The sequence below is a fragment of the Bacteroides sp. genome (assembly GCF_030151085.1).
GTDB lineage: Bacteria > Bacteroidota > Bacteroidia > Bacteroidales > Bacteroidaceae > Bacteroides.
The window spans coordinates 55766-70815 of sequence record NZ_JASLER010000035.1 but is presented as its reverse complement, the minus strand read 5'-3'; the positions used below and the strand labels follow the sequence as shown (position 1 = coordinate 70815).

The 15050-nt window shown below is 41.7% G+C and carries 13 protein-coding genes and 4 tRNA genes; all 17 read left to right on the top strand.

Going from position 1 to position 15050, the window contains the following annotated elements; genetic code table 11:
• Positions 1-5: 5 nt before the first annotated feature.
• Positions 6-305 (top strand): ribosome-associated translation inhibitor RaiA, encoded by a 300-nt coding sequence (gene raiA, locus Q1W14_RS06585; RefSeq protein ID WP_300700071.1) that lies wholly within the window; start codon positions 6-8, stop codon positions 303-305.
• A 93-nt stretch (positions 306-398) separates the two neighbouring features.
• Positions 399-472: transfer RNA gene (locus Q1W14_RS06580), tRNA-Thr, on the top strand.
• 118 nt (positions 473-590) lie between these two features.
• Positions 591-673 (top strand) — tRNA-Tyr (locus tag Q1W14_RS06575).
• Positions 674-688: 15 nt separating this feature from the next.
• Positions 689-760: transfer RNA gene (locus Q1W14_RS06570), tRNA-Thr, on the top strand.
• A 50-nt stretch (positions 761-810) separates the two neighbouring features.
• Positions 811-1995, top strand: a complete 1185-nt coding sequence (tuf, locus tag Q1W14_RS06565; RefSeq protein ID WP_300700069.1) for an elongation factor Tu — start codon at positions 811-813, stop codon at positions 1993-1995.
• Between the two features lie 53 nt (positions 1996-2048).
• A tRNA-Trp gene (locus tag Q1W14_RS06560) sits at positions 2049-2121 on the top strand.
• A 14-nt stretch (positions 2122-2135) separates the two neighbouring features.
• Positions 2136-2324: a preprotein translocase subunit SecE gene (gene secE / locus Q1W14_RS06555; RefSeq protein WP_005825726.1), complete on the top strand. Its 189-nt coding sequence runs from the start codon at positions 2136-2138 to the stop codon at positions 2322-2324.
• A gap of 12 nt (positions 2325-2336) precedes the next feature.
• On the top strand, positions 2337-2879 hold the full coding sequence (gene nusG, locus Q1W14_RS06550; protein WP_300700066.1) for a transcription termination/antitermination protein NusG: 543 nt from the start codon (positions 2337-2339) through the stop codon (positions 2877-2879).
• 57 nt (positions 2880-2936) lie between these two features.
• Positions 2937-3380: a 50S ribosomal protein L11 gene (rplK, locus tag Q1W14_RS06545; RefSeq protein WP_300700064.1), complete on the top strand. Its 444-nt coding sequence runs from the start codon at positions 2937-2939 to the stop codon at positions 3378-3380.
• Positions 3381-3395: 15 nt separating this feature from the next.
• Complete coding sequence (gene rplA, locus Q1W14_RS06540; RefSeq protein WP_300700063.1) at positions 3396-4094, top strand: 50S ribosomal protein L1; 699 nt, start codon at positions 3396-3398, stop codon at positions 4092-4094.
• Positions 4095-4109: 15 nt separating this feature from the next.
• Positions 4110-4631, top strand: a complete 522-nt coding sequence (gene rplJ / locus Q1W14_RS06535; protein ID WP_300700061.1) for a 50S ribosomal protein L10 — start codon at positions 4110-4112, stop codon at positions 4629-4631.
• Positions 4632-4692: 61 nt separating this feature from the next.
• A complete protein-coding gene (gene rplL / locus Q1W14_RS06530; RefSeq protein ID WP_300700059.1) occupies positions 4693-5070 on the top strand; it encodes a 50S ribosomal protein L7/L12 in 378 nt (125 codons plus the stop codon).
• A 105-nt stretch (positions 5071-5175) separates the two neighbouring features.
• Positions 5176-8988: a DNA-directed RNA polymerase subunit beta gene (gene rpoB, locus Q1W14_RS06525; protein WP_300700058.1), complete on the top strand. Its 3813-nt coding sequence runs from the start codon at positions 5176-5178 to the stop codon at positions 8986-8988.
• Positions 8989-9110: 122 nt separating this feature from the next.
• Positions 9111-13403 (top strand): DNA-directed RNA polymerase subunit beta', encoded by a 4293-nt coding sequence (rpoC, locus tag Q1W14_RS06520; protein WP_300700056.1) that lies wholly within the window; start codon positions 9111-9113, stop codon positions 13401-13403.
• 174 nt (positions 13404-13577) lie between these two features.
• Complete coding sequence (locus Q1W14_RS06515) at positions 13578-13889, top strand: DUF3467 domain-containing protein (protein WP_300700055.1); 312 nt, start codon at positions 13578-13580, stop codon at positions 13887-13889.
• Positions 13890-14006: 117 nt separating this feature from the next.
• Positions 14007-14417: a 30S ribosomal protein S12 gene (rpsL, locus tag Q1W14_RS06510; protein ID WP_300700053.1), complete on the top strand. Its 411-nt coding sequence runs from the start codon at positions 14007-14009 to the stop codon at positions 14415-14417.
• Between the two features lie 138 nt (positions 14418-14555).
• A complete protein-coding gene (gene rpsG / locus Q1W14_RS06505; RefSeq protein ID WP_300700051.1) occupies positions 14556-15032 on the top strand; it encodes a 30S ribosomal protein S7 in 477 nt (158 codons plus the stop codon).
• Positions 15033-15050: the final 18 nt, after the last annotated feature.

The window sequence follows — 15050 nt, the reverse complement described above, 5'->3', positions numbered from 1 at the left end:
TATTTATGGAAGTAAGAATTCAATCGATTCACTTTGATGCGTCAGAGCAATTGCAAGCTTTTGTTCAGAAGAAGGCTTTAAAATTGGAGAAATTTTACGACGATATAAAGAAAGTAGAGGTGTCATTAAAGGTAGTAAAGCCAGAAACAGCCGAAAATAAAGAAGCCGGAGTGAAAGTATTGGTTCCCAATAACGAATTCTATGCTAGTAAGGTTTGTGATACGTTTGAAGAAGCAGTGGATATTTGTCTGGAAGCTTTAGAAAAACAGCTGGTTAAGTACAAGGAAAAACAACGGAGCAAATAATTTTCCGCTAAAATTTTGCGGGTAAAAAATAAATGCCTAAATTTGCAGCCGTTTCGCTCGCGATAGAACGTTACGGTTGCATTTTTTAAGCCTGCCTCTTTAGCTCAGTTGGCCAGAGCACGTGATTTGTAATCTCGGGGTCGTTGGTTCGAATCCGACAAGAGGCTCAAAGGATGAACAGTAAGTTCACTCGCTTGGCGAGAATAGAAACAAAGATTGCTTAAAGAAAGTTCAAGCTCTTCTTAAGTAATCGATAAGGGAAAAGAGTTCTTTTAAATAATGAATGGGCGAATACCAGAGTGGCCAAATGGGACTGACTGTAACTCAGTTGTCTTTCGACTTCGGTGGTTCGAATCCATCTTCGCCCACACTCTTATCTCCTTGCTGTTATAGCTCAGTGGTAGAGCACTTCCTTGGTAAGGAAGAGGTCCCGGGTTCAAGTCCCGGTAACAGCTCACAACAATGTAAAAGCTGATTATTAATCAAATAAATAACAAGTAAAGCTATGGCTAAAGAGAAATTTGCACGTACCAAACCGCACGTAAACATCGGTACAATCGGTCACGTTGACCACGGTAAAACCACGTTGACAGCTGCTATCACTACAGTGTTGGCAAAGAAAGGTCTTTCTGAAATGAAGTCATTCGATCAGATTGACAACGCTCCTGAAGAAAAGGAAAGAGGTATTACTATCAATACTTCTCACGTAGAGTATGAAACTGCTAACCGTCACTACGCTCACGTTGACTGTCCGGGTCACGCTGACTACGTAAAGAACATGGTTACTGGTGCTGCTCAGATGGACGGTGCTATCATCGTAGTTGCTGCAACTGATGGTCCGATGCCTCAGACTCGCGAACACATCTTGTTGGCTCGTCAGGTAAACGTTCCTAGACTGGTTGTATTCATGAACAAGTGTGACATGGTTGATGACCCTGAAATGTTGGAACTCGTTGAAATGGAAATGCGTGAGTTGCTTTCAGCTTACGAATTCGATGGCGACAACACTCCGTTTATCCAAGGTTCTGCTCTTGGTGCATTGAATGGCGTTGAAAAATGGGAAGATAAAGTAATGGAACTGATGGATGCAGTTGATACTTGGATTCCATTGCCTCCGCGTGACGTTGATAAACCGTTCTTGATGCCGGTTGAAGACGTATTCTCAATCACAGGTCGTGGTACTGTAGCAACTGGTCGTATCGAAGCTGGTATTATCCATGTAGGTGACGAAGTTGAAATCCTCGGTTTGGGTGAAGATAAGAAATCAGTTGTAACTGGTGTTGAAATGTTCCGCAAATTGTTGGATCAAGGTGAAGCTGGTGACAACGTTGGTTTGTTGCTTCGCGGTATCGATAAGGAATCTATCAAACGTGGTATGGTTCTTTGTAAACCGGGTCAGATTAAGCCTCACTCTAAATTCAAAGCTTCTATCTACGTTTTGAAGAAAGAAGAAGGTGGTCGTCACACTCCGTTCCACAACAAATATCGTCCTCAATTCTATCTGCGTACTATGGACTGTACAGGTGAAATTACTCTTCCGGAAGGAACTGAAATGGTAATGCCTGGCGATAACGTAGAAATCAATGTAGAATTGATCTACCCGGTAGCTTTGAACGTAGGTTTACGTTTCGCTATCCGTGAAGGTGGTCGTACAGTAGGTTCTGGTCAGATTACTGAAATTCTTGACTAATTACCAAATATCTTAATCAGTTCCCGGTAGTACTGGGAACTGATTATGTTCAAACGGGAGTAGCTCAGTTGGTAGAGCACCGGTCTCCAAAACCGGGTGTCGGGAGTTCGAGCCTCTCCTCCCGTGCTAATATTTTTGAAATGAAGAAGATTGTAGCTTATTTTAAAGAAACTTACGACGAACTTGTACATAAAGTGTCGTGGCCTACGTATTCTGAACTTACTAACAGTGCAGTAGTTGTTTTATATGCTTCCCTACTTATTGCAGTGGTAGTATTCGCGATGGACTTCTGTTTCCAACATTTAATGGAATTTGTTTATCCACATTAAAATTAAGGAGAAATGTCTGAGATTGAAAAGAAATGGTACGTTCTGCGTGCTATTAGCGGAAAAGAAGCTAAGGTAAAGGAATACCTTGAAGCTGATATTAAAAACAGCGACCTTGGTGATTACGTATCTCAGGTATTGATTCCTACCGAAAAGGTATATCAGGTTCGCAATGGTAAAAAAATTGTGAAGGAGAGAAGTTATCTCCCTGGTTACGTTTTGGTGGAGGCTGCTCTGGTGGGTGAGGTTGCTCATCACTTGAGAAATACTCCTAATGTGATAGGTTTCTTAGGTGGATCGGAAAAACCTGTTCCTCTGAGACAGTCGGAAGTGAATCGCATACTTGGTACGGTTGACGAATTACAGGATGCTGGTGAAGAAATGAACATCCCGTATGTAGTTGGCGAGACCGTAAAGGTTAATTATGGTCCGTTCACAGGATTCAGTGGAATCATTGAAGAAGTGAACACTGAGAAGAAGAAGCTGAAGGTCATGGTAAAAATATTCGGACGGAAAACTCCGCTCGAGTTGGGCTTTATGCAAGTTGAAAAAGAATAGTACAGGTGTTACGCTGTAGTATTCTTCATTAATGTTTATATATAAATCAATAAAAAAATGGCTAAAGAAGTTGCTGGACTAATCAAATTACAGATTAAAGGAGGCGCGGCAAATCCATCACCTCCCGTTGGACCTGCATTGGGTTCTAAGGGAATCAATATTATGGAATTTTGCAAGCAATTCAACGCCAGAACCCAAGACAAAGCAGGAAAAATTCTTCCTGTGATTATCACTTACTACGTAGATAAGTCTTTCGATTTTGTAATCAAGACTCCTCCCGTGGCTATCCAGTTGTTGGAAGTGACGAAGCAAAAGAGTGGTTCTGCTGAGCCTAACCGTAAGAAGGTTGCCGAGATTACTTGGGAACAAGTTCGTACGATTGCTCAGGACAAAATGGTTGACTTGAACTGTTTCACTGTAGAAGCTGCCATGAAGATGGTTGCCGGTACAGCTCGTAGTATGGGTATCGCTGTAAAAGGGGAGTTCCCGGTTAATAACTAATAAACTTCAATTAGAATGAGTAAACTGACAAAAAATCAAAAGTTGGCTGCTGGAAAAATTGAAGCAGGGAAAGCATACTCTCTCAAAGAAGCTGCTACTCTGGTAAAGGAAATCACTTTTACCAAATTTGACGCTTCTCTGGATATAGACGTACGTTTGGGCGTTGACCCACGTAAAGCTAACCAGATGGTGAGAGGTGTTGTATCACTTCCTCACGGTACTGGTAAAGTAGTACGTGTTTTGGTGCTTTGTACTCCGGATGTTGAAGCTGCTGCAAAAGAAGCTGGCGCTGACTATGTTGGTCTGGACGAATATATTGAAAAGATCAAAGGTGGATGGACTGATATTGATGTAATCATCACTATGCCGTCTATCATGGGTAAAATTGGTGCACTCGGTCGTGTGCTCGGTCCTCGAGGATTGATGCCTAACCCGAAGAGTGGCACTGTAACTATGGATGTTGCTAAAGCTGTAAGAGAAGTAAAACAAGGTAAGATTGACTTCAAGGTTGATAAGAGTGGTATTGTTCATACTTCTGTTGGTAAAGTTTCATTTAGTGCTGATCAAATTCGTGATAACGCGAAAGAATTCATCTCTACTTTGAATAAATTGAAACCGACTGCAGCCAAGGGTACATATATTAAGAGTATTTATCTTTCTAGCACGATGAGTGCGGGCATCAAGATTGACCCGAAAACAGTAGAAGAAATCTAATAAAACGGAGTAATAATGAGAAAGGAAGATAAAAGTACGATTATTGAGCAGATTGCTGCTACAGTGAAAGAATATGGTCACTTCTATTTGGTTGATACTACTGCTATGAACGCTGCTGCTACCAGCGCGTTGAGAAGAGAGTGTTACAAGGCTGACATCAAATTGATGGTAGTTAAGAATACTTTGCTTCACAAAGCATTGGAAAGCCTGGAAGAAGACTTTGCTCCGATTTATAACTCTTTGAAAGGTACAACTGCCGTAATGTTTTGCAACGTTGCTAATGCTCCGGCCAAGTTGATCAAAGATAAGTCTAAAAACGGTATTCCGGGACTGAAAGCTGCATATGCAGAAGAAAGCTTCTATGTTGGTGCTGACCAGTTGGATGCTCTCGTAAGTATCAAGAGTAAGAATGAAGTTATTGCTGATATTGTTGCATTGCTGCAATCTCCGGCGAAGAATGTTATTTCTGCTCTCCAATCAGGTGGTAACACCCTCCATGGAGTTCTCAAGACTCTTGGTGAACGTACCGAAGCGTAAATTTCGGACAAAAAATTATAATCAATTTATTTAGTATTTAAACAATTAAAATCATACAAAAATGGCAGATTTGAAAGCTTTTGCAGAACAATTAGTTAACTTGACAGTAAAAGAAGTTAATGAACTTGCAACCATCCTGAAAGAAGAATACGGTATTGAACCTGCTGCTGCAGCTGTTGCTGTTGCTGCTGGTCCTGCAGCTGGTGCTGCTGCTGCAGCAGAAGAAAAAACTTCTTTTGACGTAGTATTGAAGAGCGCTGGTGCAGCTAAACTTCAGGTAGTTAAAGCCGTTAAGGAAGCTTGCGGTCTTGGCTTGAAGGAAGCTAAAGATATGGTAGATGGCGCTCCTAGCGTAGTAAAAGAAGGTTTAGCTAAAGACGAAGCAGAATCATTGAAGAAAACATTAGAAGAAGCTGGAGCTGAAGTTGAACTTAAATAACATTAACCTGTAAATCAGGTAATTCGGTAAGGAACCCTTCGTGAAAAGGGTTCTTTACCTTTTTGTGTATATATTTAAAAATAAGTTCTACAAATCCATTAACAGATGTCTTCAAATACTGTAAATCAAAGAGTTAATTTTGCTTCGACTAAAAATCCGCTTGAATATCCGGATTTTTTGGAAGTACAATTGAAGTCATTCAAAGACTTTTTACAACTAGATACTCCGCCCGAGAAGCGTAGGAACGAGGGACTGTATAAAGTATTTGCTGAAAACTTCCCCATTGCCGATACAAGAAACAATTTTGTTCTTGAATTTTTGGACTACTATATTGATCCGCCGCGTTACACAATCGACGAATGTGTAGAGCGTGGGCTTACATATAGTGTGCCCTTGAAGGCTAAATTGAAATTATATTGTACCGACCCCGATCACGAAGATTTTGATACGGTTATACAGGATGTATTCCTGGGTCCTATTCCTTATATGACTGATAAAGCTACGTTCGTAATTAATGGTGCAGAACGTGTAGTTGTATCCCAGCTTCACCGTTCTCCGGGTGTATTCTTTGGACAAAGCGTACATGCCAACGGTACCAAGTTGTATTCAGCCCGTATCATTCCGTTTAAAGGTTCATGGATTGAATTTGCTACTGACATTAATAATGTCATGTACGCATACATTGACCGTAAGAAGAAATTGCCTGTAACTACTTTGTTAAGAGCTATCGGTTTCGAAAATGATAAAGATATTCTCGAAATCTTTAACCTTGCCGAAGATGTGAAGGTAAACAAAACAAATCTGAAGAAGATTGTTGGCCGTAAGTTGGCGGCTCGTGTTTTGAAAACATGGATTGAGGATTTTGTAGACGAAGATACCGGTGAAGTTGTTTCTATTGAGCGTAACGAAGTAGTTATCGACCGTGAAACTGTTATTGAACCGGAACATGTTGACATTATATTAGAGTCAGGCGTTCAGAATATTCTCGTACACAAGGAAGAGCCGAACCAATCTGACTACTCTATCATATATAATACCTTGCAGAAGGACCCGAGTAACTCGGAAAAGGAAGCTGTACTTTACATCTATCGCCAGTTGCGTAATGCAGATCCTGCCGATGATGCCAGTGCACGCGAGGTTATCAATAACCTGTTCTTCTCAGAAAAGAGATATGACTTGGGCAATGTAGGTCGTTACCGTATCAACAAGAAGTTGGGACTGACAACTGACATGGATGTTCGTGTCCTCACCAAAGAAGATATTATTGAAATTATTAAGTATCTGATCGAGTTGATTAACTCGAAAGCAGATGTGGATGATATCGACCACTTGAGCAACCGTCGTGTACGTACAGTAGGCGAACAGTTGTCTAATCAATTTGCTGTTGGTTTGGCACGTATGTCACGTACTATTCGTGAGCGTATGAATGTTCGTGATAATGAAGTCTTTACTCCGATTGATTTGATTAATGCCAAGACAATATCTTCCGTTATCAATTCATTCTTCGGAACAAATGCTTTGTCACAGTTTATGGACCAGACTAATCCGCTGGCTGAAATCACTCACAAGCGTCGTATGTCTGCCCTTGGTCCTGGTGGTTTGTCTCGTGAACGTGCCGGTTTCGAGGTTCGTGACGTACACTATACTCACTATGGTCGTTTGTGTCCGATTGAGACTCCTGAAGGTCCGAACATTGGTTTGATTTCTTCACTCTGTGTGTTTGCTAAGATAAATGACCTAGGTTTTATTGAGACACCATACCGTAAGGTTAGCAATAGCAAGGTGGATCTTTCTAATGCTGGTTTAGTATATCTGACTGCCGAAGAAGAAGAAGAAAAGATCATTGCTCAGGGTAATGCTCCTTTGAATGATGATGGTACTTTTGTTCGCGATAAAGTAAAATCACGCCAGGATGCCGATTATCCGGTAGTTGCTCCGGAAGAAGTAGAACTGATGGACGTATCTCCTCAGCAGATTGCTTCTATTGCAGCTTCTTTGATTCCGTTCTTGGAACATGACGATGCTAACCGTGCATTGATGGGATCAAACATGATGCGCCAAGCAGTTCCTTTGTTGAGAAGTGAAGCTCCGATTGTCGGTACAGGTATTGAACGTCAATTAGCACGTGATTCTCGTACGCAGATTACTGCTGAGGGTGATGGTGTGATTGATTTTGTAGATGCTACAACAATTCGTATATTGTATGATCGTACCGCGGATGAGGAGTTTGTAAGCTTTGAGCCTGCTTTGAAAGAATATGTGATTCCTAAATGGCGCCGTACCAACCAGAATATGACAATTGACCTTCGTCCGATTTGTGAAAAGGGTCAGCGTGTAACAGCAGGTCAGATATTGACAGAAGGCTATTCTACCGAAGATGGAGAATTGGCATTGGGTAAGAATCTGTTGGTTGCATACATGCCTTGGAAAGGATACAACTATGAGGATGCCATTGTGTTGAACGAACGTGTGGTTCGTGAAGACCTTTTGACTTCCATACATGTTGAAGAGTATTCTTTGGAAGTTCGTGAAACGAAGCGTGGTATGGAAGAGTTGACTTCCGATATTCCGAACGTAAGCGAAGAAGCTACCAAGGACTTGGATGAGAATGGTATTGTGCGTATAGGTGCCCGTATTGAACCGGGTGATATCTTGATTGGTAAGATTACTCCGAAAGGTGAGTCGGATCCTTCTCCCGAAGAAAAATTGCTTCGTGCTATCTTTGGCGATAAAGCGGGTGATGTAAAGGATGCTTCTTTGAAAGCTTCTCCATCTTTGAAGGGTGTAATTATCGGTAAACGTTTATTCTCTCGTGTCATCAAAACTCGTAGCTCTAAGTTAGCAGACAAGGCTTTGCTTCCGAAGATTGACGATGAATTTGACGCAAAGGTAGGCGAACTGAAGAAAATCTTGATAAATAAGTTGTTGAAGCTTACTGAAAATTATACATCAGAAGGTGTGAAAGATTATATGGGTGCTGACGTTATTTCGAAAGGTGCCAGATTCTCTGCTTCTGATTTCAGTGATTTGGATTTCACAGCTATTCAGTTAAGTAACTGGACGAAAGATGAACATACCAATGACTTGATTCGTGCATTGGTAATGAATTTCATTAAGAAATATAAAGAGCTTGATGCAGAACTGAAACGTAAGAAGTTTGCTATCACTATCGGTGATGAACTTCCCGCAGGTATCATCCAGATGGCTAAAGTTTATATTGCCAAGAAACGTAAAATCGGTGTAGGTGATAAGATGGCAGGTCGTCACGGTAACAAGGGTATTGTTTCTCGTGTAGTTCGTCAGGAAGATATGCCGTTCCTTGCAGATGGTACTCCGGTAGATATCGTATTGAATCCATTGGGTGTGCCTTCTCGTATGAATATCGGTCAGATTTTTGAAGCTGTTCTGGGTCGTGCCGGAAAGAGTATAGGTGTGAAGTTTGCTACTCCTATCTTTGACGGTGCATCTTTGGATGATTTGAATGAATGGACTGATAAGGCTGGCTTGCCTCGCTATGGTAAGACTACATTGTATGATGGAGGTACCGGTGATGCATTTGAGCAACAGGCTACGGTAGGTGTGACATATATGTTGAAACTCGGCCACATGGTTGAAGACAAGATGCATGCACGTTCTATCGGTCCGTACTCACTTATTACACAACAGCCGTTAGGTGGTAAAGCACAATTCGGTGGTCAGCGTTTTGGAGAAATGGAAGTTTGGGCACTCGAAGCTTTCGGTGCCGCACACATTTTGCAGGAAATTTTGACTATTAAGTCCGATGATGTTGTTGGACGTTCTAAGGCTTACGAAGCGATCGTGAAGGGTGAACCGATGCCTACTCCGGGTATTCCAGAGTCACTGAACGTATTGCTGCATGAGTTGAGAGGTTTGGGCTTGAGCATCAACCTTGAATAAATTGAAAAATTGAGCATTGAGAACTAAAAAATAGTAGTTCTCAATACTCATTTTCTCAACATTCATTTTCTCAACATTCATTTTTCAATTTTTAATTCTCAATTATCAATTAATATAAAAGTATGGCTTTTAGAAAAGATAACAAGATAAAGAGTAATTTCTCAAAAATCTCTATCGGTTTGGCTTCTCCCGAAGAAATCCTTGAGAATTCGAGTGGTGAAGTTTTAAAGCCTGAAACCATTAACTATCGTACATATAAGCCTGAACGTGATGGTTTGTTCTGCGAGCGTATCTTTGGTCCTATCAAGGACTATGAGTGCCATTGTGGTAAATACAAACGTATCCGTTATAAAGGTATTGTCTGCGACCGTTGCGGTGTGGAAGTAACAGAAAAGAAAGTACGTCGTGAGCGTATGGGACATATTCAATTGGTTGTCCCGGTGGCTCATATTTGGTATTTCCGTTCACTTCCTAATAAAATTGGTTACTTGTTGGGTCTGCCCACCAAGAAGCTGGACGCTATTGTTTATTACGAGCGCTATGTTGTTATTCAGCCGGGTGCATTGTCCGACGAGGTAGCACAATATGATTTGCTCGAAGAAGGAGAATATTTGGACTTATTGGAGAAGTTGCCGAAAGACAACCAATTCCTTGAAGATAACGATCCTAATAAATTTATTGCCAAGATGGGTGCGGAAGCAATCTATGATCTGCTTTCACGTTTGGATCTTGATGCTTTGTCTTACGAATTACGCCATCGCGCAGGAAGCGATGCTTCACAACAACGCAAGAGCGAAGCTTTGAAGCGTCTTCAGGTGGTTGAGTCTTTCCGTGCATCACGTGGACGCAACAAACCCGAATGGATGATCGTACGTATTGTGCCGGTTATCCCACCCGAACTTCGTCCGTTGGTGCCGTTGGATGGTGGACGTTTTGCAACTTCCGACTTGAATGACCTTTATCGTCGTGTTATCATTCGTAATAATCGTCTGAAGAGATTGATCGAAATCAAAGCTCCGGAAGTGATTTTACGTAATGAGAAGCGTATGTTGCAGGAAGCTGTTGACTCATTGTTCGACAATTCCCGTAAATCAAGTGCGGTGAAGACTGATGCCAATCGCCCGTTGAAATCACTTTCTGATAGTTTGAAAGGTAAGCAAGGACGTTTCCGTCAGAACTTGTTGGGTAAGCGTGTTGACTACTCTGCACGTTCGGTAATCGTCGTTGGTCCTGAACTGAGAATGGGTGAGTGCGGTATTCCTAAATTGATGGCGGCTGAACTTTACAAACCATTTATCATTCGTAAGCTTATTGAACGCGGTATCGTAAAGACTGTAAAGAGTGCCAAGAAGATTGTGGACCGTAAGGAACCTGTTATCTGGGACATTTTGGAACATGTTATGAAAGGTCATCCGGTATTGCTGAACCGTGCTCCGACGCTTCACCGTCTGGGTATTCAGGCATTCCAACCTAAGATGATTGAAGGTAAAGCTATTCAGCTCCACCCATTGGCATGTACCGCATTTAATGCCGACTTCGATGGTGACCAGATGGCTGTTCACTTGCCTTTGAGTAATGAAGCAGTTCTGGAAGCACAAATGTTGATGCTCCAGTCACATAATATTTTGAATCCTGCCAACGGTGCTCCTATTACCGTACCTGCTCAGGATATGGTACTCGGTTTGTACTATATTACTAAGTTGCGTAAAGGTGCTAAAGGTGAAGGTTTGACTTTCTACGGTCCGGAAGAAGCTCTTATTGCTTACAACGAAGGTAGAGTCGATATTCATGCTCCGGTCAGTGTCATTGTGAAAGACGTTGATGAACACGGAAATATCGTTGATAAAATGATGCACGATACTTCAGTAGGTCGTGTGATTGTAAACGAAATCGTTCCGGCAGAAGCAGGATATATCAATACGATTATCTCTAAAAAGTCACTTCGTGACATCATTAGCCACGTAATTAAAGTGTGCGGTGTTGCTAAGGCGGCTGATTTCCTCGATGGTATCAAGAATCTTGGTTACCAAATGGCCTTCAAGGGTGGTTTGTCGTTCAACTTGGGCGATATCATCATTCCGGAACAAAAAGAGGCATTGGTACAGAAAGGTTACGATGAAGTAGAGCAGGTAATCAATAACTATAACATGGGTTTCATCACCAACAATGAACGTTACAATCAGGTAATTGATATCTGGACACATGTAAACTCTGAGTTGTCTAATATCTTGATGAAAACTATTTCGAGTGATGACCAAGGTTTCAACTCTGTATATATGATGTTGGATTCTGGTGCCCGTGGTTCTAAGGAACAGATTCGTCAGCTTTCCGGTATGCGTGGTTTGATGGCGAAACCTCAAAAAGCTGGTGCAGAAGGTGGTCAGATTATTGAAAACCCGATTCTTTCTAACTTTAAAGAGGGTCTGTCAGTGTTGGAGTACTTTATCTCTACCCACGGTGCTCGTAAAGGTTTGGCGGATACGGCTTTGAAAACGGCCGATGCCGGTTATTTGACTCGTCGTTTGGTTGACGTTTCACATGATGTGATTATCAATGAAGAAGACTGTGGTACACTCCGCGGATTGGTTTGTACAGCATTGAAGAATAACGATGAAACAATCGCTACACTATATGAACGTATTCTTGGTCGTGTATCTGTACATGATATTGTTCACCCCACAACTGGCGAATTGATCGTTGCTGGTGGTGAAGAAATCACTGAAGATATAGCCCAGAAGATTGAAAACTCCCCGATTGAGAGTGTTGAAATCCGTTCAGTATTGACTTGCGAGTCCAAGAAAGGTGTTTGTGCTAAGTGCTACGGACGTAACTTGGCTTCTAGTCGTATGGTTCAGAAGGGTGAAGCAGTCGGTGTTATCGCTGCACAGTCAATTGGTGAGCCGGGTACACAGTTGACATTGCGTACATTCCACGCCGGTGGTACGGCAGCCAATATTGCTGCCAACGCAAGTATCGTAGCCAAGAACCCTGCTCGTTTGGAATTCGAAGAACTCCGTACAGTAGATGTGATTGACGAAGCTGGTGAACCTGCTAAGGTAGTAGTTGGCCGTTTGGCTGAAGTTCGTTTTGTGGATGTGAACACAGGTATTGTGCTTTCTACACACAACGTTCCTTATGGCTCAACATTATATGCATCTGACGGTGAAGTGGTAGAAAAGGGCAAACTTATTGCTCGTTGGGACCCGTTCAACGCAGTTATTATCACTGAAGCTACTGGTAAGATAGAATTTGAAGGTGTTATTGAAAACATAACCTATAAAGTAGAATCTGACGAGTCTACAGGTTTGCGTGAAATAATCATCATTGAATCTAAAGATAAGACAAAGGTGCCTACCGCACACATTATGACTGAGGACGGAGAACTGATCCGTACTTATAACCTCCCTGTGGGTGGTCACGTTGTAGTGGAAGATGGACAAAAGGTAAAGGGTGGTGAAGTAATCGTGAAGATTCCGCGTGCCGTTGGTAAAGCGGGTGATATCACGGGTGGTCTTCCTCGTGTTACCGAATTGTTTGAAGCACGTAATCCGTCTAATCCTGCTGTGGTTTCTGAAATCGATGGTGAGGTTACTATGGGTAAGGTGAAACGCGGTAATCGTGAAATCGTCGTTACCTCTAAGACTGGTGAAGTTAAGAAATACCTCGTACCGTTGTCTAAGCAGATTCTGGTACAGGAGAATGACTATGTACGTGCTGGTACTCCTTTGTCTGATGGTGCTACTACACCTGCTGATATCCTCGCGATCAAAGGTCCTACGGCTGTTCAAGAATATATCGTGAACGAAGTACAAGACGTATACCGTTTGCAGGGTGTGAAGATCAATGACAAGCATTTCGAAATTATCGTTCGTCAGATGATGCGTAAGGTCGAGATTGATGAGCCGGGAGATACTCGTTTCTTGGAACAACAAGTTGTTGATAAGTTGGAATTCATGGAAGAAAACGATCGTATCTGGGGCAAGAAAGTTGTTTTAGATGCGGGAGACTCTCAGAGCTTACAGCCCGGTCAGATTGTAACTGCTCGTAAATTGCGTGATGAGAACTCTATGTTGAAACGTCGTGACTTGAAACCTGTAGACGTGCGTGATGCAGTTCCTGCTACTTCAACACAGATTCTTCAGGGTATTACTCGTGCGGCATTGCAGACTTCAAGCTTTATGTCTGCCGCTTCCTTCCAGGAAACAACGAAGGTACTTAATGAGGCAGCTATCAACGGTAAGATTGACCGTCTGGAAGGTATGAAAGAGAACGTTATTTGCGGTCACTTGATTCCTGCCGGTACAGGACAGCGTGAGTTCGAGAAGATTATTGTCGGATCTAAGGAAGAATACGATCGTATGCTTGCTAATAAGAAGACAGTTCTCGACTATGCAGTCGATGAGAAAGAAGAATAACATTACGTCAATACAATCAGTTATTTTTTATAATCAAGAAAGGGCGGTTCGGATTTTCCGAGTCGCCCTTTTTACTGTGTAAATTTAGTAGAGAGAATAATCCTTGAAGTCTTTTTGCTGGTTTCGGCGAATGGAGTATCTTTGTCATTAATAAAATATAATACGTAAATAAAGATGGAAAATCAAGAAAACAACAATGGTCAGTTACAAATTGAACTGAAAGAAGAGGTGGCACAAGGAACGTATGCAAATCTTGCCATTATTACTCATTCTAGTTCTGAATTTATTTTGGATTTTGTACGTGTAATGCCGGGTATGCCCAAAGCGGGTGTACAATCTCGTATTGTTTTAGCACCTGAACATGCGAAACGTTTACTTCGTGCACTGGAAGAAAATATAGGAAAGTATGAGCGTGTTTTTGGTCCTATTCGCATGCCGGATGAGCAGGCAATTTCGCCTTTCCCTAACATCAGGGGTGAAGCATAAAATTAAAAAAAAACTTGTAGTGCGTTGATAATTCAAAACTTATTCGTATCTTTGCAGCCCAAAAGTGTATAGTTTTGAATTAATATAAACAATAATATATAACTAAAAACAATTAAAATGCCTACAATTCAGCAATTAGTAAGAAAAGGACGCGAGGTGTTGGTAGAGAAAAGTAAATCTCCCGCCTTGGATTCTTGTCCTCAAAGACGTGGCGTTTGCGTGAGAGTGTATACAACCACTCCGAAGAAACCGAATTCAGCTATGCGTAAAGTAGCTCGTGTACGTTTGACTAACGGTAAAGAGGTGAACTCTTATATCCCGGGAGAAGGTCATAACTTGCAGGAACACTCTATCGTATTGGTACGCGGCGGTCGTGTAAAAGACCTTCCGGGTGTACGTTATCACATCGTTCGTGGTACATTGGATACCGCAGGTGTTGCCGGTCGTACTCAAAGACGTTCTAAGTATGGTGCTAAGCGTCCGAAACCAGGACAAGCAGCTGCTCCTGTTAAAGGCAAAAAGAAATAATTTGTAGCTAATTAAAGATTTAAATTTATAACTAAGTTTTAGTTTGTTGGAAATGCTATAGGTTGAGTAAATTCTCCGGTGGGAGAGTTGAAGAAAACAAGTAAACAACCAAGAACGAAAACATTATTTTTCAAACAAATGAGAAAAGCAAAACCAAAAAAACGCGTTATCCTGCCGGATCCCGTGTTCAGTGATGTGAAAGTTTCCAAATTCGTTAATCACTTGATGTATGACGGAAAGAAAAATACTTCTTATGAGATTTTCTACGCTGCTCTGGAAACAGTGAAAAATAAAATGCAGAACGAAGAGAAGTCTTCTCTCGAAATCTGGAAAAAGGCTTTGGATAATGTAACTCCTCAAGTGGAAGTGAAGTCTCGCCGTGTAGGTGGTGCTACTTTCCAAGTTCCTACTGAAATTCGTTCCGATCGTAAAGAATCAATTTCTATGAAGAACTTGATCCTCTATGCTCGTAAGCGTGGTGGTAAGTCAATGGCTGATAAATTGGCTGCTGAAATCATGGATGCTTTTAATGAACAAGGTGGTGCTTTCAAACGTAAAGAAGACATGCATAGAATGGCTGAAGCTAACCGTGCATTTGCTCATTTCAGATTCTAATACTATTAAGATACTAAC

What these genes read in the sequence shown, in the direction of transcription:
- raiA (WP_300700071.1), top strand. Translation starts at nt 6, where the DNA reads ATGGAAGTAAGAATTCAATCGATTCACTTTGATGCGTCAGAGCAATTG.
- tuf (WP_300700069.1), top strand. Translation starts at nt 811, where the DNA reads ATGGCTAAAGAGAAATTTGCACGTACCAAACCGCACGTAAACATCGGT.
- secE (WP_005825726.1), top strand. Translation starts at nt 2,136, where the DNA reads ATGAAGAAGATTGTAGCTTATTTTAAAGAAACTTACGACGAACTTGTA.
- nusG (WP_300700066.1), top strand. Translation starts at nt 2,337, where the DNA reads ATGTCTGAGATTGAAAAGAAATGGTACGTTCTGCGTGCTATTAGCGGA.
- rplK (WP_300700064.1), top strand. Translation starts at nt 2,937, where the DNA reads ATGGCTAAAGAAGTTGCTGGACTAATCAAATTACAGATTAAAGGAGGC.
- rplA (WP_300700063.1), top strand. Translation starts at nt 3,396, where the DNA reads ATGAGTAAACTGACAAAAAATCAAAAGTTGGCTGCTGGAAAAATTGAA.
- rplJ (WP_300700061.1), top strand. Translation starts at nt 4,110, where the DNA reads ATGAGAAAGGAAGATAAAAGTACGATTATTGAGCAGATTGCTGCTACA.
- rplL (WP_300700059.1), top strand. Translation starts at nt 4,693, where the DNA reads ATGGCAGATTTGAAAGCTTTTGCAGAACAATTAGTTAACTTGACAGTA.
- rpoB (WP_300700058.1), top strand. Translation starts at nt 5,176, where the DNA reads ATGTCTTCAAATACTGTAAATCAAAGAGTTAATTTTGCTTCGACTAAA.
- rpoC (WP_300700056.1), top strand. Translation starts at nt 9,111, where the DNA reads ATGGCTTTTAGAAAAGATAACAAGATAAAGAGTAATTTCTCAAAAATC.
- Q1W14_RS06515 (WP_300700055.1), top strand. Translation starts at nt 13,578, where the DNA reads ATGGAAAATCAAGAAAACAACAATGGTCAGTTACAAATTGAACTGAAA.
- rpsL (WP_300700053.1), top strand. Translation starts at nt 14,007, where the DNA reads ATGCCTACAATTCAGCAATTAGTAAGAAAAGGACGCGAGGTGTTGGTA.
- rpsG (WP_300700051.1), top strand. Translation starts at nt 14,556, where the DNA reads ATGAGAAAAGCAAAACCAAAAAAACGCGTTATCCTGCCGGATCCCGTG.